We start from the raw sequence: 22,780 nt of genomic DNA on the forward strand, positions 1-22,780 counted from the left end.
AGTCCCATGATTGGTCGCCTGAACCACGTAGCCATTGCTGTTCCCGACCTGGAGGCCGCATCGGCCCAGTATCGCAATGCGCTTGGCGCCAAAGTCGGCGCTCCACAGGATGAGCCGGATCATGGGGTCACCGTGGTCTTTATTGAACTACCCAACACCAAGATCGAATTGCTGTATCCGCTGGGTGAGAACAGCCCGATCAACGGATTTCTGGAAAAGAACCCATCAGGCGGTATCCACCATGTCTGCTATGAGGTCGAGGATATCATCGCAGCCCGCGATCATCTGAAAGAGACCGGTGCGCGCGTTCTGGGATCGGGTGAACCCAAGATCGGAGCGCATGGCAAACCGGTGTTGTTCCTGCACCCGAAGGATTTCAACGGATGCCTCGTTGAGCTGGAGCAGGTCTGAAGTCGATGACCATTACCGCCGCTCTGGTTCTTTTCGCTGTAATTTGGTTTCTGACCTTGCTGATTGTTCTGCCTGTGCGCATCAAAACGCAGGGGGATCTGGGGGATATTGTTCCGGGCACTCATGCGGGTGCGCCGGAAGTCCATCACATGAAGAAGAAGCTGTGGATTACCACCGGGATATCGGTGGTGCTGTGGGCGATCATTGCAGGCATCATTATCTCCGGCGTAATCAGCGTGCGCGATTTCGATTGGCTGAACCAACTGGAACCGCGCGAGTAGCTCAGGTTCGGCTACCCGACAGACCGTGATAAATATGCGTGAAAGTCGCCGCTCCTAGGATCGGGATCAACAGGTTGACCAATGGAACAGAGAGCGGGACCGCCATAAGAATACCGGCGACCCAAATGGTTGTCGCGTGCTTCGCGCGCAGCTTTCGCGCCCCCTCGCGCCCCAGTCGGCGCATCGCAGCCAGGGTGAAATATTCTCTCCCCAAAAGAAACCCGTTCATACCCCAAAAGATAAACAACGCGAATGGCGTGAAGAGTGCATAGAGGATCAATGCCAACAGGTTGGCAACGATCAGTACTCCCAGAAAACTGAGCGTATCCCTTAGCGCATCGCCAAAGGGGATGCGCTGAGCCGGCGGCAGACCGGGGTAATGCTTATCCTCAACCGCCTGTGCGACCTCATCCAGAAACATCGAGGTGATGGCTGACGCAACGGGGACCATCAGAAACACCGACAGCACCATCATCAGTAGGAATGATGACACGCTGAGCAGGTCGTTCAACCATGTCACCTCACCCAGTATTGGCAAGGTGGCCTGATCGCCGACCAGCGCGTTGATCAGCCACAAAAATCCGGCATAGGCAGCCACCAACAACGCGAATGTCAGGCCAACACCCAACAGAAGTACCTTGCGGAATCTTGGGTCGCCGATCTGTCCCAGCGCCTGTAGAAACGACTGGATGATGATCATTCGGAAACCCATTGGGTTAGTGCCGCCACATTGGGGCGCGGTCGTTCGGGAGGGGTCGTACCTTCGGTTGCGATATGGATAAAGCCTGCAATCTTCTCGTTTTCGGCCAAGCCAAGCCCCTGTTCGCAAAACTCGCGATCATGCGATTGCCAGCCGGACAACCAATTGGCCCCCCAACCTGCGGCCAGCGCTGCGTTCAGAAGAGCCAGACATACCGCACCCGCTGAATAGGTCTGTTCAATTGCCGGTATCTTGTCAGAAGGTTTCTGCACCTCAATAACAGCAACCGCCAAATGGCCCATTTCGAATTGGCTGCGCGCCTTGGCGATATCTTCGGGCGATTTTCCCAAGGCGAGACCACAAGTTTCTGTAAGATCTGCAAGGCGTTGCATGGCCCCATGCTCGACAACAACAAAACGCCAGGGTTCCAGCTTTCCATGGTCCGGGCTGCGCGCTGCAGCAGTCAGCAGCGGCCTCAGCTCTTCCCGGGTCGGGGCCGGGGATACTAGCGTTTTGGCCGGACGAGACCGGCGCGCGTGCAGAAAATCCAGCGCAGCTTGGTTCTTCAGGGTCATATGTTAACTTCCTTCACATGGCAGTCTGTATGTCGGAGGCATACTGTTCTCTTTCAAGGGCAAACTGCTCATCAAAAGGCGACAAATTCAATCTGAATTGCTGCTTGTGATCAGACGCAAGATCCAAAAGGAACCACTAGTCTTTGGTGCTCTCGGACTCACGTATCTGATAAACGCCCTCGGGCAAATCCAGCGCAGCGGCCAGATCGCGTACCTGCTCTGGTGACAGGGTAATCTTCTGAATCTGATCGGTCCGCGGGTCCAACTGCTCAAGTGTGACGCATTCAGCGAAGTTGTTGATGACGACATCCTCTTGTAAAGGCTTTGCGCCTTCGTCCACCAGCGTAATCACCGTCGAGTCGAATTCGTGTTCAATTGAAAACATATGTGCAGAGTGCAGGGCATAAGATCGCAATGCAACCCGTTGCAAGCTGTAATCGGCTGTGGCCCGGCCTTAAATGCCGCGCTATGCTTGTCTGCCGACAGAGTGACCGAAAGGAATGTGAATGCGCCGTCTTGCCCTGTTGCTGGTGATGCTGTTGGCGGCTTGCGATATGTCGCCTGTTATCGCGATCCCGGCCGATCAATGGCAGCCATCGTCATCAGAACAAAAGGACAGGGCGCGCGTATTCGAGCAGGTCAGCCGGGCTGTCGGAACGACCGCAAGCCGGGAATGCCGCCGCCAATCGAGGACTGCCAATTGTGATTTTGTGATTTTGGTTGATCTCTCGTCAAAGGCCCCAGCGAATGCGTTTCAGACCTTGGACAAGGATGGGCGGCCGCTAGTCGTTTTTACACAGCCGATGATCGATGCAACGCAGAACGCGGACGAGATGGCCTTTGTCATGAGCCATGAGGCCGCCCACCATATTTTGGGTCACATCGCCCGGCAGGCGCAGAACGCCAAAGAGAGCGCGCGGATATTCGGTGAACTCGCGCGCAATCAGGGCGCGGACGATGCAGGGATTGAGCGCGCACAGGCGCTGGGTGCTGAGGTCGGGGTGCAGAACTACACGCGTGAGTTCGAATTGGAAGCGGATCGTCTGGGGACACAGATCACTTACGCGGCGGGGTATAATCCGCTGGTCGGGATGGCTTTCTTCCAACGCATTCCTGATCCGGGTGATCGTTTCCTTGCCACGCACCCTCCCAATGCCCAGCGGGTCGAAGTTGTGTTGCAAACGGCGCGGGAACTGGGATTACGATAATGGTCAACTTAACCCGATTGGGTGTCGTTCTCAGTGATCGCGGGTCGAAATATGCTGTGACGGGCGCGGGGGTCACCAGTCGTGCTGATGTCGATGCGGTACTGGCGGAACTGAAATCCGACAAGGCATATGCGAAGGCAACTCACAACACTTGGGCGGCCATCTTGCAAAACGGTGCGCTCAAGGCCGATGACGGAGAGTCTGGCGCGGCAATGGTCATTTTGCGGATGATGGAGCGGGCCGAGCTGACGGATCACGTAATCATCGTGACACGCTGGTACGGTGGCAAGAAGCTGGGCGGGGACCGCTTTCGCCGCGTGCAGGACGCCACGCGGGCCTATCTGGACCAGCTGGCAACCGGGCATTGACCTGAGTCAAGGGCACTGTGCGGGGCATGCGTTACCCTTTCCATAGAGTGAATGGAAAAGGAAACCGCATGTCTGATCGTGAAACGCTGCGACGTCACGCCGACCTTGTAGATCGGATGGCCACGACGCTGGGCGTAGATTTGCAAGAAGTTGCCATCGAAGGGGCCTTACAGTTCGACGAAATCTCGGACGCGGTATTGCGGTGTACGGAATGCCCGAATCCGGGCCATTGCAAGGCCTTTCTGGCCAAGAACCTGACAGCGCCCGACACACCTGAATACTGCCGCAATCACGAGCTGCTGAACAGGCTCAAGCCGTAACGCCAAAGGGGGGTACCGTGCCACGACTTGGACGGATCATGACCCATCTTCGCCTTGTATTGCGAATGGCACAGGCGACGGGAACCGACCTTGCCACCGCACATCGCGACGGGCACCTGAGCCAACAGGAATGGGCAGATATGGTTCAGCTCTGCCGCGGGTGCGAATGGGCGCGGGCATGCCCAGACTGGTTGAACGAGAACGAAACGGCGGAAAGCGCGCCCTGCACCTGCCCAAACCGGCACAAGTTCGCCACCTTGAGGGTCAGCAAGCAAAGGTGATCAAATGGATCGAACATCACTGGGCGAGATCGAAAAACACTTTTGGCTGACACGCTCGGTCGCGCGATCCTTAGGGATTTCTCTGACCGAAGCAATGGCCGAAGGGAAACTGACACCTGCCGACTACGCTCAGATGGTGACCCGATGCCGGGGCGCAATATGCGACGAACGTTGTCAGATATGGCTTGCCGCACAACAAGGAATGGCTGAGAAAGCACCTGATTTTTGTGCCAATGCTCAGGTTTTGAACGACTTGACCTGACTTTCAGAGCTTATTGTGCGTTCCGTCGCACAACGGAGGATTGGCGCAGTGCTTACAGCCACAAAAAAACACCTTTTTGCTGGCCTCAGCCGTATATTTTACGGGTTCGAACGACGTATCTTTGTGCGAACCGTCGCAAAATGGTTGCCGCTTGGACTTGCCACAGGCGCACCAGAAATAGGTTTTTCCTTCGGTCACTTCGACCGGATAGGGCGATTTCTGGGCGATGATCGGGGCGTCTGACATGTGGCTACTCCGTCTTTGGCTGATGTCGAAGTCAAAGTTTAGGGCTCTTTGTCAAAAAAGGTAGACTGCGAATGAAAACCCGCCTTCCAGCGTGGTTTCGCCTTTATTCACGAATGCGTTATCGATTCGGTTGCCATATGAAATTCTTGGTCCTATTCTGATACCGGCCCCGAAAAACTGGGCAATATCAGAAAAGTAATAGAGGATTGATGGACATGAAACTGAAATTTGCTGCTATCTGCGCCACGGCCGTTGTATTGACTGCGTGCTCGCAGCAAGAGGAACCGACCCCGGTTTACATCCAGCCCGACTATGACAAGTTTGGTACACCCAGTTGCTCTGCAGGCTATGAACTGGCCACAACCGAAGCAGGCCAGACCGTATGTAACCCGGTCACCCAATAAGTATTAAGCAGGCGGTTCTGATCGCAGGGCCGCCTGCACACCTCTAAAAAGAACACCGCCCTCGAGGCGGTTTTTTCTTGCCTTTCTGCTGTGGGTCGCGGACGTCTTCTTGCAGGACGACTGATCGGAAACCCCATGCGCAAGTTCTTTGACTACCTAAAGGATCGTACCCGCTGGAGCTGGCAGGGCCTGGCTGCAACCTGGCGGCAAGAGTATTCGTTTCGTGGGTGGGTTTGGGCCAACCTGATTTCTGCTTTATTGGCGCTTGCACTCCCCCTAGGTACGGCAGAACGGGCGCTGATCCTTGCTCTGGGCATTCTGGTCTTGGTGGCCGAGCTATTTAATACGGCCATCGAGCGTGCCGTCGATCACACCTCGACCGAGCACCACGCGTTGGCGGGGCAAGCCAAGGATGCAGCAAGTGCAGCGGTGGCGTTGTCTGCAGTCGCTGCCGGAGTGGCGTGGATCGTGATTTTGATCGGCTTGCTCTAGGGACAGACGCCTTTCGTTACGCCGAGGGGTGCAAACGCCCCCACAAGTCGTATTCTCCGGCTTCATCTACCTCGACCGTGACGATATCCCCGGGTTTCAGGCCTTCGAAGCCTTCGTCGATAAACAAGTTACCATCGATTTCTGGAGCATCGGCCTTGGTGCGGCAGGTCGCGGCCTCTTCATCCACCTCGTCTACGATGACATCGAGTTTTTGGCCAACCTTTGCTGCCAGCTTGGCCTCAGAAATGGCCTGAGCTTTCTCCATGAAACGCTCCCATCGCTCTTGCTTGACCTCGGCCGGGACATGATCCGGCAGGTCGTTCGAGCGGGCGCCATCGACATTTTCGTACTGGAAACAGCCGACACGATCCAACTGCGCTTCGTCCATCCAGTCCAGGAGCGTCTGGAACTCTGCCTCGGTTTCGCCGGGGTAGCCGACGATGAACGTGGACCGCAAAGTGATATCCGGACAAATAGCGCGCCAGTTGGCAATCTCGTCCAGAGTTTTTGCCCCGGCGGCAGGGCGGGCCATACGTTTCAGAACATCGGGATGCGCATGTTGGAATGGGATGTCGAGATACGGCAGCACATTGCTACCCGCATCTGCCATCAGCGGGATCAAATCGCGCACATGGGGGTAGGGATAGACGTAATGAAGCCTGACCCACGCATCGAATTGGCCGAGTTCCCGTGCCAGATCGGTGATATGGCTGCGCACCTCCCGATCTTTCCATGGGTTCACGTCATACTTACGATCCAGCCCATAGGCCGAGGTATCCTGTGAGATCACAAGCAGTTCGCGCACACCGCTGTCGACAAGTTTCTCAGCCTCGCGCAGCACTGCATGGGCCGGGCGGCTTGCGAGTTTACCGCGCATGTCGGGGATGATGCAAAACTTGCACTTATGATTACAGCCCTCGGAAATCTTGAGATAGCTATAGTGGCGCGGGGTAAGTTTGACGCCCGAAGCGGGCAGCAGATCGACATAAGGGTTTGGATCGGGTGGTACGGCTGCATGTACTGCGTCCAGTAACCGTTCGTACTGATGCGGTCCTGTAACCGCCAGAATGCGCGGATGGTGTTCCCGGATATAGTCAGGCTCAGCCCCCAAACAGCCGGTCACAATGACCTTGCCGTTTTCAACCAATGCCTCGCCAATTGCGTCCAGCGACTCGGCCTTGGCGCTGTCCAGAAACCCGCAGGTATTCACAATAACGGCATCAGCACCCGTGTAGTCCGGCGAAATGCCGTACCCCTCGGCCCGCAACCGGGTCAGGATGCGTTCGCTGTCAACCAGCGCTTTTGGACAACCCAGCGACACCATTCCAAGGGTCGGTTGGCCACGGCGGGGCGTCTCGGCGATCCGGGCCTCTGGGGCTAGATCGGGGCGGAGGTTCGGTGGGTTCGTGCTCATGGCCGGGCATATAGAGGGGAAAGCTTCCCCTTGCAAATCCCGCCCGCTCGGGGCTGACTTGAAACAGAGCAGAAAGGCCGGAAAGGCAGACCCATGAAGTGGCTCATTCGTTTTCTATTTCTCATAGTTGCAGCCTTCGGGCTGGTCATTGGTGCCTTGCTGCTGATGCCAGGCGAAAAACTGGCGACAATACTTGCTGAACAAGTCAAGGCGCAAACAGGCCGCGATCTCGCGTTGACCGGTGACGTCAAACTGTCATTTTGGCCGGTATTGGGGATGGAAACCGGCCCTGTGACATTTGGCAATGCGCCTTGGGCCGGGCCGGAACCGATGCTTAGCGCCCAAAGCCTCGCGGTTGGGGTCGATGCCTCGGCGTTGTTGTCTGGGAATATCCGGATCAAACGGGTGTTGGCCGATAGCCCGGTTCTACGCCTTGAACGCGCCGATGGGCGCGGCAACTGGGAGCTGCATCAGCCAGGTAACTCCTCGCAAACGGGCGCTACGGCGCAAGCCGTTGAAAGCCGACCCATCACGCTCGAGCGGTTGGAACTGACCAATGCGCGCCTAATCTATCTTGAGAATGGCGCGGTTAGTATGGATTTTGCCGATGTCGATCTTTCGGCCCGCTGGCCTGACGTAACGGCCCCAATGGAAATGCAAGCCAGTATGACCGTCCCCGGAGGCAGCGTCGCAGTGGACCTTACCATCCCCGACTTGCCCGCGTTTTCCAGCGGCGCTGTCACGCCGTTGCAGCTGAGCCTAACCGCGCCTGGCGGAGATATTCAGTTCTCGGGCCGGGTGAATCTGGCCGGCGAAATGGATGGCAAGACGACGGTCACGGCCAAGGACACTCAAAAGATGCTGGCCGCGTTTGGTCAGGGAGGAGTCACCGTTCCGGAGGGACTAGGACAGGTCGCGAGCGTATCCGGGCAGATGACCTATACCCGGGACGGGCGGATTTCATTGCGCAACATGATCGCGGTTCTGGATCAAAACCGGCTTGAGGGCGAAGCTGATATCCAGATTTCAAATCCGCCCCAGATGACTGCGCGTCTGAACGCAGGCGATCTCGACTTATCGAAGGTAAGCGGAGGCAACGCTTCTGACGGCACCTTAGATACGGAAGGGTGGTCAAAAGCCCCAATTGATGCGTCGTTTCTGGCGCTGGCAAATGGCAAGATCCGCTTGCAAGCGACCTCGATTGCAGTTCCGGGTATGACCTTTGGGAAAAGTGATCTGACACTCAGCCTTGATCGGTCGCGGGCTGTATTGCAGATGCACCCGGCCTCGCTGTTCTCGGGGCAATTGAACGGCCAGGTGGTCGCCAATAATCGCAACGGTCTGTCGGTTGGTGGAAATCTGAAAGCCGCCAATATCGATATCAACGAAGCGCTCGAAACGCTTGGGGATATCAAACGGCTTTCGGGCACCGGTTCAGGCAATCTTGAATTTCTGGGCGTCGGACAGAGCGAAGATCAGATCATGCGATCGCTCAGCGGTAAAGGAGATATCGAGGTCGGGCGGGGCGTTATCTCGGGGCTGGATCTTGACCGCCTTATGGGGCGGGGAAAGGGATCGGGTGGTACGACCGTATTCAACAGCCTTACGGCCAGCTTTACGATGAAGAATGGCGACTTGACCAACAAGGACCTGTTGATGCAGCTGGATAATTTCCGGGCGGACGGTACGGGCCGCATCGGCTTAGGAGCTCGCGATATCGATTATCTGTTCACACCAGTCGCCCTGCGCGCCAACTCAGGGCAGGGGATATCGGTACCCGTCCGAATTAAAGGTCCGTGGAGCGACCCGTCGATCAAGCCGGACCTTACCAAAGTCATTGAGGCGGCAGCCGAAGGCAAAGTTAAAGAACTGGAAGACGACGCAAAGAAGAAGGTTTTGGAAAAGGTTGGTAAAGAACTGGATACCACGGTGACGGATTCCGGTCACATCGAAGACGCGCTGAAGAACAAGCTTGAGGATGAGGCCAAGAAAGGCCTGCTCAAGCTGTTTGGCGGGGATTGATCTGAGCGCGATAACAAAGGGCGCCGAAATGGGCGCCCTTCATAGTGTCATTTAGATTGTCTGATCGTATTCGCCCACGCCGGGTTCAGTTCGAATGACGGCGTCGATATCTGCGAAGATCGCGCGCATTTCATCCTCGCTTTCGCTGCTTTCGCAGACGACGACCAGATTGGGTGTATTGGATGATGCGCGAACGAGGCCCCAACTGCCATTGTCCAGAATGACCCGGGCTCCATTGACGGTCACGACCTCTTTGATAGCCCGCCCTGCGAAGTGTTCGCCGGCGTCGGCCTTGGCAACCAATTTGCCGACCAGGCGCTGCAGTATATCGTATTTTTCTGTATCCGCTGCGTACGGAGACATGGTGGGTGTCGACCATGTCCTTGGTAGTGCTTTCCGAAGGTCTGACATGCTTTTGTCCGGGTTGCGGTCCATCAGTTTGCAGATTTCCACCGCCACGCGCATTCCGCAGTCGTATCCGCGCCCGACCGGTTCCGCCAAGAAATAGTGTCCCGATTTCTCAAACCCAGCCAGCGCACCGATTTCCTTGACCCGGCGCTTCATATGGCTATGGCCGGTTTTCCAGTAGTCGGCTTTGACCCCAAGCGCTTGCAACTCGGGATCGCTGGCGAACAGCCCAGTGGATTTCACATCGGCTACAAAGGTCGAACCTGGATGCAGCTTGGCCAGATCACGGGCCATGATGACGCCGACCTTATCGGCAAATATCTCTTCGCCTTCGTCATCCACAACACCGCAACGATCGCCATCACCATCAAACCCTAGCGCCAGGTCCGCGCCGCTGGATTTGACTGTATCGGACATGTCATGCAGCATTTCCATGGCTTCCGGGTTCGGGTTGTAATTGGGGAATGTGTAATCCAGCCGTGTGTGGCTGGGCACAACCTCAACCCCGATCCTTTCGAAAATCTCGGGCGCGAAGGCGGCGGCGGTGCCGTTTCCGGTGGCGCAGACCACTTTCAGCGGACGTGACATTCTGAAGTCACCGACCAGATCGTCGATGTAGGCTTCTTTCACACCGTCGACGAATTCATATGACCCGCCCGGGCGCGCGACGCCTTCCCCATTCAAGACGATGTCGCGCAATTCCGACATTTCGTCAGGGCCGTGGGTCAGTGGGCGGTCAAAGCCCATTTTGACGCCGGTCCAACCGTTCGGGTTATGGCTTGCCGTGACCATCGCAACCGCCGGTACGTCCAGATGGAATTGCGCGAAATACGCCATCGGGCTGAGCGCTGGGCCGATATCTTTCACCTGAATACCCGCCTGCATAAGTCCAACGATCAGCGCGTTTTTGATCGACAGGGAATAATCGCGATAGTCATTTCCCACTGCAATCACGGGTTCGATCCCGCGTTTGAGCATCTGTGTGCCCAGACCCAAACCCAGGGCCGTCATGCCTGGCAGATTGATCTCATCGGGGTATTTCCACCGCGCGTCATATTCGCGAAAGCCCGTGGGCTTGATCATCGGATCGCGTAGAAAGCTCCAGGTGTTTGGGGTCACCTCAGGCAAAGGCTTGGTCATCACAAATCTCAATCGTTAAATCTGAATTGGGTTTTCTTTGGCCAGCGCATCAAATCGCATCAATGTGTCAACCAGATGGCCCATTTGATCCAGAGGGATCATGTTCGGCCCATCTGAGGGGGCGGTGTCGGGATCCTGATGGGTTTCTATGAAAACGGCTCCGACGCCCAGAGATACAGCGGCGCGCGCCATCACCGGCGCAAACTCACGCTGTCCACCCGAGGAACCACCTTGGCCGCCGGGCTGTTGCACCGAGTGTGTCGCATCCATGACGACCGGATATCCGGTTTGCGCCATCTGCGGCAGCGATCGCAGGTCCGCGACCAGCGTATTGTAGCCAAACGAAGTTCCACGCTCGGTCAGCAGGATGTTCTGATTGCCGGTGCTTTCGATCTTAGTGACGATATTCGGCATTTCCCACGGGGCAAGAAACTGCCCTTTTTTTACGTTGACCGCTTTGCCGGTATTGCCCGCCGCCAGCAGCATGTCCGTCTGACGACACAGAAACGCAGGGATTTGCAGAATATCGACGGCCTCAGCCGCAATCGCGCATTGCGCTTCGGTATGGACATCGGTCAGTACCGGTATGCCCATGGTTTTGCGGATATCTTCCAGCACCTGCAGCCCGGACTCAATGCCCATGCCGCGCTTGCCGGACAGCGAGGTCCGGTTGGCTTTGTCATACGAGGCCTTGAACACATATTGCGCACCTACGGCGTCGCATGCCTCTTTCATGGTGCCGGCGATCATTTGGGCGTGATCGGCGGTTTCAAGCTGGCAAGGGCCGGCAATGATGGTCAGCGGAAGGTCGTTGCCAACCGTCAGGTCGGCTATTTTTACATGTTTCATGAGTCTTACGAGGATACCTGTTCACGAAGGACCGACGCGGTAAGCGAGATCATCAGGTAGATACCAGCAAATAACAGGAATGCCAAAATCGTATTTTCGAACTTGCGCGGATAGCTGGGCTCCTGGCTGGCGACCGGGTTCACCGAGACGGTCAGATACCGCACTTTTCGATTGGCCTCGGTCCGTGTAGCTTCCATTTGCTGCATTGCCGTTTGCAGCATCATGTCACGCGCCGCCAGATCGGCCTGAGCCATCTGGATTCGCACGCTCAAACGCGCCAGCGAATTTTCGCCCGCCGACACATCCAGCATCTCGGCATTCAACTCATCAAGGACCGCTTGCAGCCGCGCGATATCCGCCCGTGTACCATCCACCTTGGCCTGGTTGGGGCGCGTATTATCGAGAAGCGCGGCCAATTGTAGTTCTTTGTCCTGCAGCTCGAATTCGAACTGATCGATCCTTCCTCGCAGGCTGGCGATCACACTTTGCGGGTCCAGTATCGCACCTTGCAGCTGCAGTTCGATCAGGTCTTCCTGAGCCTGTCTGCGTGCCTCTTGCGCAGCCTCAAAACTCGCCAAGGCATCGCGCATCTGGTCTTCGCGTTTCAATTCAGTCAGACCATTGATGGTCTCTTCCGCGTAAGAGATAAGCCGCCTGGACAAATCGACCGCTATCTCGGGGCTCGGCGCTGCGACCTCCATTCGGATGACGCCGTCACTAGGATCATATCCGATTGTGATCATACGCTTATAAAGCTTGTAGGTTTCTTCAAGCGTCGCATCAGCCGGCAATCGTTGGATCGGGTCTATCCAATCCTGCCGAAAAAACTCAGTAAATCCGACATCACGCTCAAGCCGTTCCAATGCATCCTTGGATTCCAGAAATTCCTGAGTGGACACGGAATCCTGCGCCGTCGCAAACTGCGTGCCCGCCAGAAATCCACCGAATGAGGCACCGCCGCCATCCGCTTGCAGGATCGAAAACACCGAGTCGCTGGCATACATCGGTGTCGCCACGCGATAGAAATAGTAGCCCACGATGAACGTTGGAATGAATACGAACACCGTCAATCGTGCGAATAACCCGGCAAGCTTGCGGCGTCGGCGGCGGGCGATGTCTTTCTGAATCTGCCCGATTTCATATTCACGGCGTTCAGCCGGGCTGAGTTCCGGCCCCGGCAGGTTCTTCTGCGAGTCCCTGGTCGTTTGCGGCAGGTGAATCTTTATATTGTCTTGCGCGGCGTCATCACCAGTTGGCTTGCCTTTGTCGGGAGCTGCCAGATCAAGCAGGTTTGTGCGCTGAAACGGATCAATTCCTTTCTTTCGTAACAGCCGGACCGCATCGTAGTCAGACGTCGCCGCCAGCCCGTTCTTGTGCGCCAGACGCCGCGCGACGCGCAATTGCCTCCCTGTCAGACCTTCGCGTTTGATCGCATCCAACTCGTTGCCCGGTTGCTGAGTGTCGTCAGCCGAGTCTGTGCCTTGGGTCGCCTTTCGGATGCGCGAAATGGCGTCCGAGCGTGCCTCGGCAGTGCCAGAACCGCGTGCCGTGCGGTCGGGATTGTATTTCCTAGCCTTGGGTTTGGTAGTCATAGAGCTGCTTTGCCTCTTCCAAGGTTTCAAACATGTAAAGCTGGCCGTCTACCAATACCGCAGCCTGCCGCGCGAATTTTTCAAGAAGCGAAGGGTTGTGCGATACGATCACCAAGGTTGTCGTGCGCAGCTTCTCTTTCAGAATGTCGCCCGCCTTCTTGTTGAACTCGACATCGGTTGTCGAGGGCATCCCCTCGTCAATCAGATACATATCGAAATCCAGGGCCAGCATCAGTGCAAATGTAAACCGGGCCCGCATTCCGGACGAATAGGTTCCGAGCGGCTGGTCGAAATACTCACCCAAGTTGCACAGCCATTTGCAGTAGGCTTCGACATAGTCGGGATCCATGCCGTAGATCTTCGCGATATAGCGTGCGTTCTCCAGCGCGGACAGGCGCTTGGCCACACCTCCTGCAAAGCCCATGGGGAAGGATACGCGGCAGTCGCGCCGAATCACGCCTTCGTCGGGCTTTTCCAGCCCTGCCATCATGTTGATCAACGTGGTCTTGCCGGTTCCGTTCGGGGCCAGCACGCCAAGAGATGTTCCAAGCTCGACCCGGAACGAGACCCGATCCAGAATCACCTTGCGGCGGGTTCCGGTCCAGAAAGACTTGCTGACATTTTCGAATTCCAGCATGTGCGGCCTGCAGATCGCTCGGGGTTTTGACGGTTTGAGGATCGGTGTGCTACCGATCCATGTTGGCCACATTATGTCGAAATATGAAACAAATGATCAATGCGCATCCGCGTTCATGACATTGATGTGTTGCAAGGACGGTTTCATTGGCTCGAGGGTAGATGATGCCTATCCTCATCGATGAACATTGCGAAAGCCTGTTGATCCGATGAATTCGCTGATTGAGGACATCCAAGCCTGCCGTTTGTGCGCGGATAGGTTCGCGCAGACCACGACTGCGCACCAGCCGCGCCCGGTGGTCTGGTTTCGCCCCGGTGCGCGCATTTTGATCGCAGGTCAGGCACCGGGCGCGCGCGTCCATGCTTCAGGGAAGCCTTTCACCGACCCTTCGGGTGACCGGCTACGGGATTGGCTGGGACTGGATGAGAACGCATTTTATGACCGTTCGCGCGTATCCATCGTGCCGATGGCGTTTTGCTTCCCCGGATACAATGAGCGCAAGGCCGACCTGCCTCCGCCGCCGATATGCGGGCGCACCTGGCATGACAAGGTGATGGCTGCGTTGGGAGAAGTACCGTTGACGATCCTCGTCGGGGGTCATGCCCATAAATATCATCTTGGCGTGAACACACCGGTCACCGAGACTGTTAGTCTTTGGCGAGACCATGCGCCGCGCGTCTTTGCCTTGCCTCACCCGTCCTGGCGCAATACGGCTTGGCTGAAGAAAAACCCCTGGTTCGAGGCCGAGCTGTTGCCGGTGCTACAGAAACGGGTGCACGAGGTTCTGAATGACTGAAGCCACAGCTTTGGATGCTGCACATGACGCCATGCAGGCGGCCCCGGAAGACGACAACGCTCGACTACGCTTTTTCGAAAGACTGGCCGATAGCGAGCTGTTCCTGATGCTCACCGAGGAAGCGAAGGATGAAAACATCTCGCCCGAGCTGTTCGATGTGGCGGATGGTCGTTTTGTTCTGGTGTTTGATCTTGAAGAACGACTGGCGGCATTTGCGGGTCGGCCGGTCCCCTATGTCGCTCTGTCGGGTCGTGTTCTTTCAGGGATGTTGTCGGGGCAGGGGGTCGGGCTGGGTCTGAACCTTGATGTTGCACCGTCGTCGATGTTGATCCCCGCTGAAGCGCTCGGTTGGTTGTCTGACACGCTGCAGCATGGTCCTAAGGAGGTGCAGCAGCGACTTGCCGAATTCTATCCGCCCTCCGGTCTGCCAGATGTTCTGTTGACCGCGCTTGATGCAAAGCTGGCGACGGCTGCAGGTCTGGCTGCGGCGGCGTTTCTGGTTGGGACAAAGACTGAAGATGGGGGGCAGGGCCATTTATTGGGTTTTGTTTCAGCGGTCGAAGGTGCGCAGCCAGCGCTTGCACGCGCCGTATCCGAGGCATTGACCTTTTCGGGGATCGAGGCCGGAGCGCTGGATGTTGGCTTTTTTGAAGTGCAGGATCCGGCTACTTCTGCCTTGGCAAAGGTTGGGCTGCGGTTCGATTTGCCCCAGCCTCAAGCGCCCAAAATGGAAAGGGCCGCGCCGGGCAGTGATCCCGAGCGGCCCCCAATATTGAAGTAGCGCAGGACGTTAGTCTGCCGCTTCCAGTTTATCCTGCGTGCGCGTCTCAAAATCGCTGGCGTCATGGCGTTCGTGCAACTGCGTATGCGGCTCTCCAAACGCACGATTGACCATCCGGCCGCGCTGAACGGCGGGGCGAGCATCGATGGTTTTGGCCCAACGCATCACGTTTTCATAGCTTTCGACATCCAGGAATTCTGCCGCATCATATAGACGGCCCAGAACAAGCTGCCCGTACCACGGCCAGATCGCCATGTCGGCGATGGTATAGTCCTGACCTGCAATATAAGGCTTATCGGCAAGTTCCAGTTCCAGCACATGCAACTGGCGTTTGGCCTCCATCGCGAAACGGTCGATCGGATATTGCCATTTCTCAGGCGCATAAGCGTAGAAGTGGCCAAAGCCACCGCCCAGATATGGCGCGCTGCCCATTTGCCAGAACAACCAGTTCATCACTTCTGTCCGCTCGGCACCGCTGGCGGGCAGAAACTCACCGAATTTCTCAGCGAGATGCAGCAAGATGGAGGCGCTCTCGAAAACGCGCACAGGTGTTTCACCTGAATGATCCCACAGCGCCGGTATCTTCGAGTTAGGATTGGCCCCGACAAAGCCCGAGCTGAACTGATCACCTTCACCGATGTTGATCAGCCACGCATTGTATTCGGCCCCGGAATGGCCCAATGCCAAAAGCTCCTCCAGCATGACCGTAACCTTGACGCCGTTTGGGGTGGCGAGCGAATACAGTTGAAGCGGGTGCTTCCCGACCGGAAGATCCTTTTCGTGGGTCGCACCGGCTATGGGCCGGTTTATATTGGCAAAGCGTCCTCCGCTTTCGCTGTCCCAAGTCCAGACCTTTGGGGGTGTGTAAGTGGATTGTTCGCTCATCTTTTGCCTTTCTGCATCATTTGGCCAAAACGCCGCCGCCTTCACAGCTAATATTGCAAAACTCAAAGTCCAACCCCGGATGTGGCGAGATATTTGTAACATTGCACCTCGTTCACCTCACAAAACCCCTCTGGTTTTCACAGCGGCGCGAGGGGGTCTTCGCGCCGGGCCAAAATTACCTATTGTTTGACCAGACCCGCAGTTCGGGTGACCAGAAACCGTAAGGACATGAGGACCAATCACATGAAACGCTTTGCGCTGACCCTTGCCGCGACGATGGCTTTTGCCGTGCCCGCGTTCGCCGGAGAACAATATGTTGATGGCACCGGATTTGCAGTATCGGGATACGACGTTGTTGCTTACCGCAGCCTGGATCAGGTTCCTGTAGGCCAGTCGCAACCCGAGGCCGTTCGCGGTCGGGCCGACATCACTGCAGACTATAATGGTGTAACCTGGGCGTTTGCGACCGAAGAAAACCGTGACAAGTTTTTGGAGAACCCGGCCTTTTACGCTCCGCAATATGATGGCCATTGTGCATACGGCGTGTCGAAAGGCGGCAAGGTTCCGGGCAACCCAAATCTGTGGCGTATTGTCGATGACAAGCTCTATCTGAACATCACTGATGTTGTTGTTGGTTTCTGGGAAGAGGATGTTCCGGCCAACATCGACCTGGCGGAAGGCAACTGGCCCGGAATCGAAGGGGATGCCGCTTCGACCAGCGTGATCCCGAAATTCACATCAGAAGGCCCAATTTCCAACTGATTCCGATTAATGAAAGAAAGCCCGGCCACTAAGGCCGGGCTTTTTTCGCTGGCGGGTTCTCTCACCCCGCCAACTCGAACATATCCCGCATGTGTTGATCCGCTTCGAACCGTATTGTTACACTCTTGGCACCGGGAAATTTCCTCTCGCGTATCGGGTCAGGAATGACAATCTCACCGGAGCCCGAGCCCTTGGACCGAAAGGTCAGAATCTCTGTTTCTGACTTGCGGTAGCCGGAAAGTACCGAGGTTGGCAATGCAACGCGGTTAGACCCTTCGCAGACTGACGATGCGACGAAGTAGGTAAGATCGCGCCCGAAGCATCCGATTGCATCAGGAACATGGTCCGAAGATTCGCGGGCGCTTTTGGCGGCGTCCGGTTCACCCAGTTCCGATAAATCCTTCAGCGCGCGTTCAGGTTTTAACAGATCGTGACAAGCTTTGATTTCATCTGCGGCCAGTTCGATTACGCGTTTCTTCAAACGAGGACGACGCGGTGTAGAAGAATCTAAACCGTTTTTGCGTGTCATCCCTTCTTTACGCAAAAAATCATAGGCTGATTTAGCATCCGAAAAACCGGAATAATCACCGTCGGTATGATCAGGATGATCGTGGAACGCGATTTTGCGCCAGGCTTCACGAATCTCGTTTGCGTTTGCATTTGGGGGCAGACCAAGAACCTGCAACGCTTCGGCCCGAGCCTGTACCTTGCTCACTGGCTTCATACTCAAAACACTCATTAAAACTACAACCGGGTCAGATTGCCATTGATCACATTTTTGTCAAATTTTTTCAGGAATTAGACTGAGGTAGGGCAACAGTTGACGGGTGCATATCGAGATTGTCGCCTGCGCAGCGGTTGTCGCAAATGAGCATGGCAGACGACTGCCACGCCCGGCGATACAGGGCAAACGCAAAAACTGTGGGATCAGGCGACGTTCTGCAATTCGGTCTGGGGTGTAATGCCCAGGGCAAAGCAGACATCTCGAGTAAGCTCAGGTCGGTTGAGCGTATAGAAATGCAGTTTGTCCACGCCGCCTTCTATCAGGTCCGAGCAGAGTTCGGTGCATAGCGCCGTCGCCAGAAGATCTTCGCGATCGTCCCGGATTGCTTTGTCAAATGCGTTCTCGATCCAGTCGGGAATGTGGGCGCCACAGCGTTTTGCAAAGTTACGCGCACCCTTCCAGTTCTCGATGGGAAGAATGCCCGGTACGATAGGCTTGTCGATCCCCGCTTTTTCGCAGGCATCGCGAAACCGGAAGAAGGTTTCAGCCTCGAAGAAGAATTGGGTCAACGCCTCGTCCGCGCCCGCATCCAGCTTGGCCTTTAACCAATCCACATCAGCGCGGGCATTGCTTGCTTCTGGATGTTTATCCGGATAAGCGCCGACACGGACGCTGAACATCTCGGTCTCGGCTAGTGCAGAAATCAGTTCTACCGAGTTGGCGAAGCCATCCGGGTGGGGGGCAAACCGGTCTTGACCTTTGGGGGGGTCGCCACGCAGGGCAACGATATCCTGAACGCCTGCGCGCGCGAATGTGTCTGCAATCTCAAGCGTCTCCTGACGCGAGGCATCGACACAGGTCAGATGCGCAGCAACAGGCAGCCCCGAGGATTTGTGTAAGGTTGCAACTGCATCACGCGTCAACTCACGTGTTGTACCACCAGCACCATAAGTCACCGATACAAACCGCGGGTTCAGCGGCGCCAAGGTCTGGACCGTATCCCAAAGGCGAAACGAGGCCTCCAGAGTCTGCGGCGGAAAGAACTCGAATGAAATTTCAGGCTTGGTCATAGTGGCCTCGTAGCTGTCATTTATACCCTTGTGCCATTATGTGTAGTGTGAGACAAACTCATATTGTTCAACAACAACATGAGTCACGTGAGTAATGCATATCGAATTTCGCCACTTACGGACGATCAAAGCCATCCACGAATGCGGTGGGCTTGCGCGTGCAGCTGATCAGCTAAACATCACGCAATCCGCACTAAGTCACCAGATCAAGGGGTTGGAAGATCAGGCCGGGGTCGAGCTATTTTTACGTCGATCCAAGCCGATGAAGCTGTCGGCAGCTGGTTTGCGGCTGCTGCGGCTCGCTGAACAAATTCTGCCGCAGGTCGAGGCGATGCAGGATGAGTTTTCATCGCTGCGCGACGGTCGAACCGGTCGGATGCACATTGCGATCGAATGTCACGCTTGTTTCGAGTGGCTGTTTCCGGTGCTTGAAGCTTTCCGTAAATCCTGGTCAGACGTTGATGTGGATATCCGCCCGGGCCTTGCATTCGACGCATTGCCCGCCTTGCAGAAAGAAGAGGTTGATCTGGTGGTGTCCTCAGACCCCGAAGATCTGCCGGGTGTCGAATTTGTCGAACTCTTTGACTACCAGGCCGTATTTGTCGCGGCGTCTTCGCATCCATTGGCTGAAAAGCCCTTTATCGAAGCTGAAGATTTCAGAGGTCAGACACTGATAACCTATCCAGTCGAACGGACGCGTCTGGACGTGTTCAGCCAGTTACTCATCCCAGCGCGGGTCGAGCCGGCCACGATCCGGCAGGTTGAACTGACCGCCGTGATCCTGTTGCTGGTGGCGTCCAACCGGGGTATCTCGGTGCTGCCTGATTGGGTAGTGCGTGAAGTGAAGTACAGTTCCGACTACGTCACGCGCCCGCTTACCAAAGATGGGATTACCCGCAGGTTATATGCTGCGGTCCGCAGCGAAGACCTTGAAAAACCCTTTGTGCAAGAGTTGGTGAAACTGGCGCGCGCCGAGGCGCGTAAGCTTCAGACACAATAGCGCCGGACGCAGATCAGCCATGCGCATCATTCCTCTTGGCAAGGGCGCGTTGCCCCAGTATACGCGCGGCTTGACCGGACAGGAGCCTATGGAAAATGGTTGGCAGTGCAAATCTCAACATCATGATCAAGGCCGCGCGCAAGGCGGGGCGTTCTCTGGTCAAGGATTTTCGTGAAGTCGAGAACCTGCAGGTGTCGATGAAAGGTGCGGGCGACTTTGTGTCGAAGGCTGATATCGCGGCCGAAGCCATCCTGAAAGAGGAATTGCTGGGTGCCCGTCCGACCTATGGTTGGCTGGCCGAAGAGGGCGGCGCGATTGACGGTGAAGACCCGACTCGTCGCTGGATCGTCGACCCGCTGGATGGGACCACCAACTTCCTGCACGGGCTGCCGCACTGGGCCGTTTCTATCGCGTTGGAACATAAGGGCAAGATCGTTTCGGGTGTGATCTATGACCCTGCCAAGGATGAGATGTTCTTTGCCGAAAAAGGCGAAGGTGCGTGGATGAACGACATGCGCATCCGTGTGTCGGGCCGCCATCGCATGATCGAGTCGATCTTCGCGACAGGTCTGCCATTCGGTGGCCGTTCGGACCTGCCTGCGACCTTGCAGGACCTGGCCCGTCTGACGCCTACCTGTGCAGGTGTTCGTCGCTGGGGTGCTGCCGCGCTGGACATGGCCTATGTGGCCGCCGGTCGTTACGAAGGCTTTTGGGAGCGTCGCCTAAACGCCTGGGATCTGGCCGCAGGCATCATCATCGTGAAAGAGGCGGGCGGCTTTGTTCAGGCGCTGAACCCCGAAGGCAGCGTGCTTGAGGATGGCGAAGTGATCTGCGCCAATGAACCGATCTTTGACAATTTCGCAAAGGTAATTCGGGGCTGATACTCAACCCCGGTCTTTTGATCATGGTACGCGCGTCCGGTCCGGGCGCGCGTTTTGGTTTAGAAGTCGACCTCAATCGCGATCCCTTGCTGGACCGCCAGATCAACTGCCGCGCTGGCAACCGCAAGATCCTGCAGCCCCACGCCAGTACCGTCGAACACGGTCACCTCTGCCTCGGATACACGTCCGGGATGGGTGCCGTTAATGACCTCTCCGATCTGCCGGATTTCGCCTTCGGTTTTGGTTCCGGCAGCCACGGCATGCTGGCTTTCACCAAGTGTCACGGCCTGCGCGACCTCGTCGGTAAAGACGCTTGCCCGCGCGATCAGGTCTGTGGCGACCTCTTGCTTGCAGACGGTATCGGTGCCCATGCAGGCGATGTGTGTGCCGTCGGAGACGTGCTCGGACATCAGTGTTGGCGCGAAGGAGGAGGTGATGGTGACAATCACGTCCGCCTGCACCATGCCGGGCAGATCCACAGCCTCAAAAGGCAGCCCCGCTTCAGCCGCGACCTTTTCGAGATTTGGCAGCATTTCTGGATGCAAGTTCCAGCCTATGACTTTCTCAAAGTTTCGCTGTTCCAATGCCGCGCGCAATTGGAATGCCGCCTGATGCCCAGCGCCAACCATTCCGATCACCTTGGCATCCTTGCGTGCCAAATGGTTGATCGAAACCGACGAGGCTGCGGCCGTGCGCAGTGCGGTCAGCAGGTTGCCCCCAACGATGGCCCGAACGCGACCCGTATCTGGATCAAACAAAAACACGGTGGATTGGTGATTGATCAGCCCGTGCGTTTCCAGATTGTTTGGCCAATACCCGCCTGCTTTCAGGCCAAGGCTCATGCCTGTGCGATCAAACCCGCCCTTGAACCCATAGAGCGCATCCGCATGACCTATGGCCTCGCGCACGACCGGGAAGTTGTAGGCGTCCCCAGCCGCCATCGCGGCAAACACCTGCTCAACCGCAGTATAGCTTTCCTGTCGGCCTAACAGAGCGCCGATTTCCTTTTCAGGAACGATGATCATCGCGTTTGTCTTTCTTTTTGATGGCATTAGTAAGGGCGGTGCTAAACGTCCGCCCTTGCATTCATCTGTAATTCAATAGGCCTTGCCACGGGCAGAGACCGGCCAAAGCGCTTCAACCTTGCCGCCGCGCACACCGACGTACCAGTCATGAACGTTGCAGGTCGGGTCACAGTGGCCGGGCACCAGCCGCAGCTTGTCGTTAACCTTCAACACCCCATCCGGGTCACCAATCACGCCGTGTTCGTCCGAACACTTTAGGTATTCCACATCGTCCCGCCCAAAGATGAAGGGCAGGCCGCTATCGACGGATTGCGCCTTCAGGCCCGCATCGCAGATTGCCTTGTCCGCTTTGGCGTGGCTCATCACGCTGGTCAGAATGAACAAGGCGTTTTCCCATTCACCCTGATCGATCCGTTGACCGTCCTTGTCCAGAATCCGACCGTAATCAGCATCCATGAAGGCATAAGAGCCGCACTGCAGCTCGTTATAAACGCCCGAGTTGCTTTCGAAATAATAAGACCCCGTACCGCCGCCTGAAACCAGCTCGCAGTCGATCCCTTCAGCCTTCAATCCGTCGACGGCATCCTTGACCATGGCGATTGCGGTATCCAGTTTTTCTTTGCGTGCCTCATACGTATCCAGATGCTGCATCGCGCCTTGATAGGCCTGAATGCCGGTAAATTTCAGGTTAGGGGCGGCCTCAACAGCCTTGGCGATTTCGATCACGGCGGGGGTCGTGGTGACACCACAGCGGCCCGCGCCGCAGTCGATCTCGACAAAAACCTCCAATTCAGTGCCATGCTTAGCGGCAGCAGCAGAAAGGTCAGCGACGTTGTCCACATCGTCGACGCAAACGATTGTGCGTGCACCAAGCTTCGTCAGGCGCGCCAGTCGGTCGATCTTGGCCGGGTCCCGCACTTGGTTCGAGACCAGAATGTCTTTGATGCCGCCGCGCGCAAACACCTCGGCCTCAGACACTTTTTGGCAGCAGACGCCGACTGCGCCGCCCAGTTGTTCCTGCAATTTCGCGACGTCCACGGATTTGTGCATTTTGCCATGCACCCGGTGCCGCATCCCATGTGCCTTGGCATAGTCGCCCATCTTCTTGATGTTACGCTCGAGCGCGTCCAGATCAAGGATCAGGCAAGGCGTCTGGATTTCGGATTCATCCATGCCGATCGCGGCAGGAATGTCATAGCCAACTTCGAATTGATCACTGTTCATCGGTTTGTTCATCCTGTTTCTC

General features: G+C 56.5%; 29 protein-coding genes. 15 read left to right on the forward strand and 14 right to left on the reverse strand.

Annotated elements, in window-relative coordinates; all coding sequences use genetic code 11:
• Positions 1-6 precede the first annotated feature (6 nt).
• Both mce and ACR0AY_RS10915 read left to right on the forward strand, forming a co-directional pair.
• A complete protein-coding gene (mce, locus tag ACR0AY_RS10910; RefSeq protein WP_010441821.1) occupies positions 7-411 on the forward strand; it encodes a methylmalonyl-CoA epimerase in 405 nt (134 codons plus the stop codon).
• 5 nt (positions 412-416) lie between these two features.
• Positions 417-692 (forward strand): DUF1467 family protein, encoded by a 276-nt coding sequence (locus ACR0AY_RS10915; protein WP_170392343.1) that lies wholly within the window; start codon positions 417-419, stop codon positions 690-692.
• A gap of 1 nt (position 693) precedes the next feature.
• Here ACR0AY_RS10915 and ACR0AY_RS10920 read toward each other — a convergent pair whose 3' ends face one another.
• The 3 genes from ACR0AY_RS10920 to ACR0AY_RS10930 form a co-directional block, all read right to left on the reverse strand.
• Positions 694-1,392, reverse strand: coding sequence for an EI24 domain-containing protein (locus ACR0AY_RS10920; RefSeq protein WP_170401754.1), 699 nt, complete (start codon positions 1,390-1,392; stop codon positions 694-696).
• Complete coding sequence (locus tag ACR0AY_RS10925; protein WP_170512462.1) at positions 1,389-1,967, reverse strand: nitroreductase family protein; 579 nt, start codon at positions 1,965-1,967, stop codon at positions 1,389-1,391. The genes ACR0AY_RS10920 and ACR0AY_RS10925 overlap by 4 nt, the downstream gene beginning before the upstream one ends.
• Before the next feature lie 136 nt (positions 1,968-2,103).
• Positions 2,104-2,352 (reverse strand): hypothetical protein, encoded by a 249-nt coding sequence (locus ACR0AY_RS10930; protein ID WP_170392337.1) that lies wholly within the window; start codon positions 2,350-2,352, stop codon positions 2,104-2,106.
• Between the two features lie 121 nt (positions 2,353-2,473).
• Here ACR0AY_RS10930 and ACR0AY_RS10935 point away from each other — a divergent pair, with 121 nt between their 5' ends.
• The 5 genes from ACR0AY_RS10935 to ACR0AY_RS10955 all read left to right on the forward strand — a co-directional run bounded on the left by ACR0AY_RS10935 (position 2,474) and on the right by ACR0AY_RS10955 (position 4,406).
• The gene (locus tag ACR0AY_RS10935; RefSeq protein ID WP_170392335.1) at positions 2,474-3,175 is read left to right on the forward strand and encodes a M48 family metallopeptidase; all 702 of its coding nucleotides are present in this window, start codon (positions 2,474-2,476) and stop codon (positions 3,173-3,175) included.
• On the forward strand, positions 3,175-3,543 hold the full coding sequence (locus ACR0AY_RS10940) for a YigZ family protein (protein WP_170512460.1): 369 nt from the start codon (positions 3,175-3,177) through the stop codon (positions 3,541-3,543). Before ACR0AY_RS10935 ends, ACR0AY_RS10940 begins: the two co-directional genes overlap by 1 nt.
• Before the next feature lie 68 nt (positions 3,544-3,611).
• Entirely contained in the window at positions 3,612-3,863 is a 252-nt protein-coding gene (locus ACR0AY_RS10945; protein WP_170420623.1) for a DUF6455 family protein, read from the forward strand.
• A 17-nt stretch (positions 3,864-3,880) separates the two neighbouring features.
• Complete coding sequence (locus ACR0AY_RS10950; RefSeq protein WP_480454149.1) at positions 3,881-4,144, forward strand: DUF6455 family protein; 264 nt, start codon at positions 3,881-3,883, stop codon at positions 4,142-4,144.
• A gap of 4 nt (positions 4,145-4,148) precedes the next feature.
• Positions 4,149-4,406, forward strand: a complete 258-nt coding sequence (locus ACR0AY_RS10955; RefSeq protein ID WP_170512454.1) for a DUF6455 family protein — start codon at positions 4,149-4,151, stop codon at positions 4,404-4,406.
• Positions 4,407-4,409: 3 nt separating this feature from the next.
• Here the strand turns inward: ACR0AY_RS10955 and ACR0AY_RS10960 are convergent, their stop codons facing one another.
• Positions 4,410-4,652, reverse strand: coding sequence for a CDGSH iron-sulfur domain-containing protein (locus ACR0AY_RS10960; RefSeq protein WP_010441831.1), 243 nt, complete (start codon positions 4,650-4,652; stop codon positions 4,410-4,412).
• A 215-nt stretch (positions 4,653-4,867) separates the two neighbouring features.
• Here ACR0AY_RS10960 and ACR0AY_RS10965 point away from each other — a divergent pair, with 215 nt between their 5' ends.
• Together ACR0AY_RS10965 and ACR0AY_RS10970 are read left to right on the forward strand one after the other, a co-directional pair.
• Positions 4,868-5,056, forward strand: a complete 189-nt coding sequence (locus tag ACR0AY_RS10965; protein ID WP_255611743.1) for a hypothetical protein — start codon at positions 4,868-4,870, stop codon at positions 5,054-5,056.
• 135 nt (positions 5,057-5,191) lie between these two features.
• Positions 5,192-5,548, forward strand: coding sequence for a diacylglycerol kinase (locus tag ACR0AY_RS10970; protein WP_170512452.1), 357 nt, complete (start codon positions 5,192-5,194; stop codon positions 5,546-5,548).
• 16 nt (positions 5,549-5,564) lie between these two features.
• Here the strand turns inward: ACR0AY_RS10970 and rimO are convergent, their stop codons facing one another.
• Positions 5,565-6,962 (reverse strand): 30S ribosomal protein S12 methylthiotransferase RimO, encoded by a 1,398-nt coding sequence (gene rimO / locus ACR0AY_RS10975; protein WP_170512450.1) that lies wholly within the window; start codon positions 6,960-6,962, stop codon positions 5,565-5,567.
• Positions 6,963-7,055: 93 nt separating this feature from the next.
• Between rimO and ACR0AY_RS10980 the strand changes: the two genes are divergently transcribed.
• Positions 7,056-8,984, forward strand: coding sequence for an AsmA family protein (locus ACR0AY_RS10980; RefSeq protein ID WP_170512448.1), 1,929 nt, complete (start codon positions 7,056-7,058; stop codon positions 8,982-8,984).
• Between the two features lie 51 nt (positions 8,985-9,035).
• Here ACR0AY_RS10980 and ACR0AY_RS10985 read toward each other — a convergent pair whose 3' ends face one another.
• The 4 genes from ACR0AY_RS10985 to ACR0AY_RS11000 are packed head-to-tail and all read right to left on the reverse strand — an operon-like array spanning position 9,036 to position 13,610.
• Positions 9,036-10,532, reverse strand: coding sequence for a phosphomannomutase/phosphoglucomutase (locus ACR0AY_RS10985; protein WP_170512447.1), 1,497 nt, complete (start codon positions 10,530-10,532; stop codon positions 9,036-9,038).
• Positions 10,533-10,547: 15 nt separating this feature from the next.
• Positions 10,548-11,381 (reverse strand): 3-deoxy-8-phosphooctulonate synthase, encoded by an 834-nt coding sequence (gene kdsA / locus ACR0AY_RS10990; protein WP_170512445.1) that lies wholly within the window; start codon positions 11,379-11,381, stop codon positions 10,548-10,550.
• A gap of 5 nt (positions 11,382-11,386) precedes the next feature.
• Positions 11,387-12,973, reverse strand: coding sequence for a capsule biosynthesis protein (locus ACR0AY_RS10995; protein WP_170512443.1), 1,587 nt, complete (start codon positions 12,971-12,973; stop codon positions 11,387-11,389).
• Positions 12,951-13,610, reverse strand: coding sequence for an ABC transporter ATP-binding protein (locus ACR0AY_RS11000; protein WP_170392311.1), 660 nt, complete (start codon positions 13,608-13,610; stop codon positions 12,951-12,953). The genes ACR0AY_RS10995 and ACR0AY_RS11000 overlap by 23 nt, the downstream gene beginning before the upstream one ends.
• Positions 13,611-13,818: 208 nt before the next feature.
• Between ACR0AY_RS11000 and ACR0AY_RS11005 the strand changes: the two genes are divergently transcribed.
• Both ACR0AY_RS11005 and ACR0AY_RS11010 read left to right on the forward strand, forming a co-directional pair.
• Positions 13,819-14,406 (forward strand): uracil-DNA glycosylase family protein, encoded by a 588-nt coding sequence (locus ACR0AY_RS11005; RefSeq protein WP_170512441.1) that lies wholly within the window; start codon positions 13,819-13,821, stop codon positions 14,404-14,406.
• Complete coding sequence (locus ACR0AY_RS11010; RefSeq protein ID WP_170401714.1) at positions 14,399-15,187, forward strand: SseB family protein; 789 nt, start codon at positions 14,399-14,401, stop codon at positions 15,185-15,187. The genes ACR0AY_RS11005 and ACR0AY_RS11010 overlap by 8 nt, the downstream gene beginning before the upstream one ends.
• 9 nt (positions 15,188-15,196) lie before the next feature.
• On the opposite strand, the gene yghU is transcribed toward ACR0AY_RS11010, so the two are convergent.
• A complete protein-coding gene (gene yghU, locus ACR0AY_RS11015; RefSeq protein ID WP_170401711.1) occupies positions 15,197-16,072 on the reverse strand; it encodes a glutathione-dependent disulfide-bond oxidoreductase in 876 nt (291 codons plus the stop codon).
• A 243-nt stretch (positions 16,073-16,315) separates the two neighbouring features.
• On the opposite strand from yghU, the gene ACR0AY_RS11020 reads away from it, so the two are divergent.
• A complete protein-coding gene (locus ACR0AY_RS11020) occupies positions 16,316-16,834 on the forward strand; it encodes a YHS domain-containing (seleno)protein (RefSeq protein WP_170392303.1) in 519 nt (172 codons plus the stop codon).
• A 61-nt stretch (positions 16,835-16,895) separates the two neighbouring features.
• Here the strand turns inward: ACR0AY_RS11020 and ACR0AY_RS11025 are convergent, their stop codons facing one another.
• Together ACR0AY_RS11025 and metF are read right to left on the reverse strand one after the other, a co-directional pair.
• Positions 16,896-17,573, reverse strand: a complete 678-nt coding sequence (locus ACR0AY_RS11025) for a J domain-containing protein (RefSeq protein ID WP_480454152.1) — start codon at positions 17,571-17,573, stop codon at positions 16,896-16,898.
• A 188-nt stretch (positions 17,574-17,761) separates the two neighbouring features.
• A complete protein-coding gene (gene metF / locus ACR0AY_RS11030) occupies positions 17,762-18,628 on the reverse strand; it encodes a methylenetetrahydrofolate reductase [NAD(P)H] (RefSeq protein ID WP_170512439.1) in 867 nt (288 codons plus the stop codon).
• A gap of 94 nt (positions 18,629-18,722) precedes the next feature.
• Here metF and ACR0AY_RS11035 point away from each other — a divergent pair, with 94 nt between their 5' ends.
• The gene (locus ACR0AY_RS11035; RefSeq protein ID WP_170512437.1) at positions 18,723-19,628 is read left to right on the forward strand and encodes a LysR family transcriptional regulator; all 906 of its coding nucleotides are present in this window, start codon (positions 18,723-18,725) and stop codon (positions 19,626-19,628) included.
• Between the two features lie 95 nt (positions 19,629-19,723).
• Entirely contained in the window at positions 19,724-20,509 is a 786-nt protein-coding gene (locus tag ACR0AY_RS11040) for an inositol monophosphatase family protein (protein WP_170512435.1), read from the forward strand.
• Positions 20,510-20,568: 59 nt separating this feature from the next.
• Here the strand turns inward: ACR0AY_RS11040 and bhcD are convergent, their stop codons facing one another.
• Entirely contained in the window at positions 20,569-21,534 is a 966-nt protein-coding gene (bhcD, locus tag ACR0AY_RS11045) for an iminosuccinate reductase BhcD (protein ID WP_170512433.1), read from the reverse strand.
• Between the two features lie 72 nt (positions 21,535-21,606).
• The gene (gene bhcC / locus ACR0AY_RS11050; RefSeq protein ID WP_170392290.1) at positions 21,607-22,770 is read right to left on the reverse strand and encodes a 3-hydroxy-D-aspartate aldolase BhcC; all 1,164 of its coding nucleotides are present in this window, start codon (positions 22,768-22,770) and stop codon (positions 21,607-21,609) included.
• Positions 22,771-22,780: the final 10 nt, after the last annotated feature.

Source organism: Ruegeria sp. A5 (genome assembly GCF_056543005.1).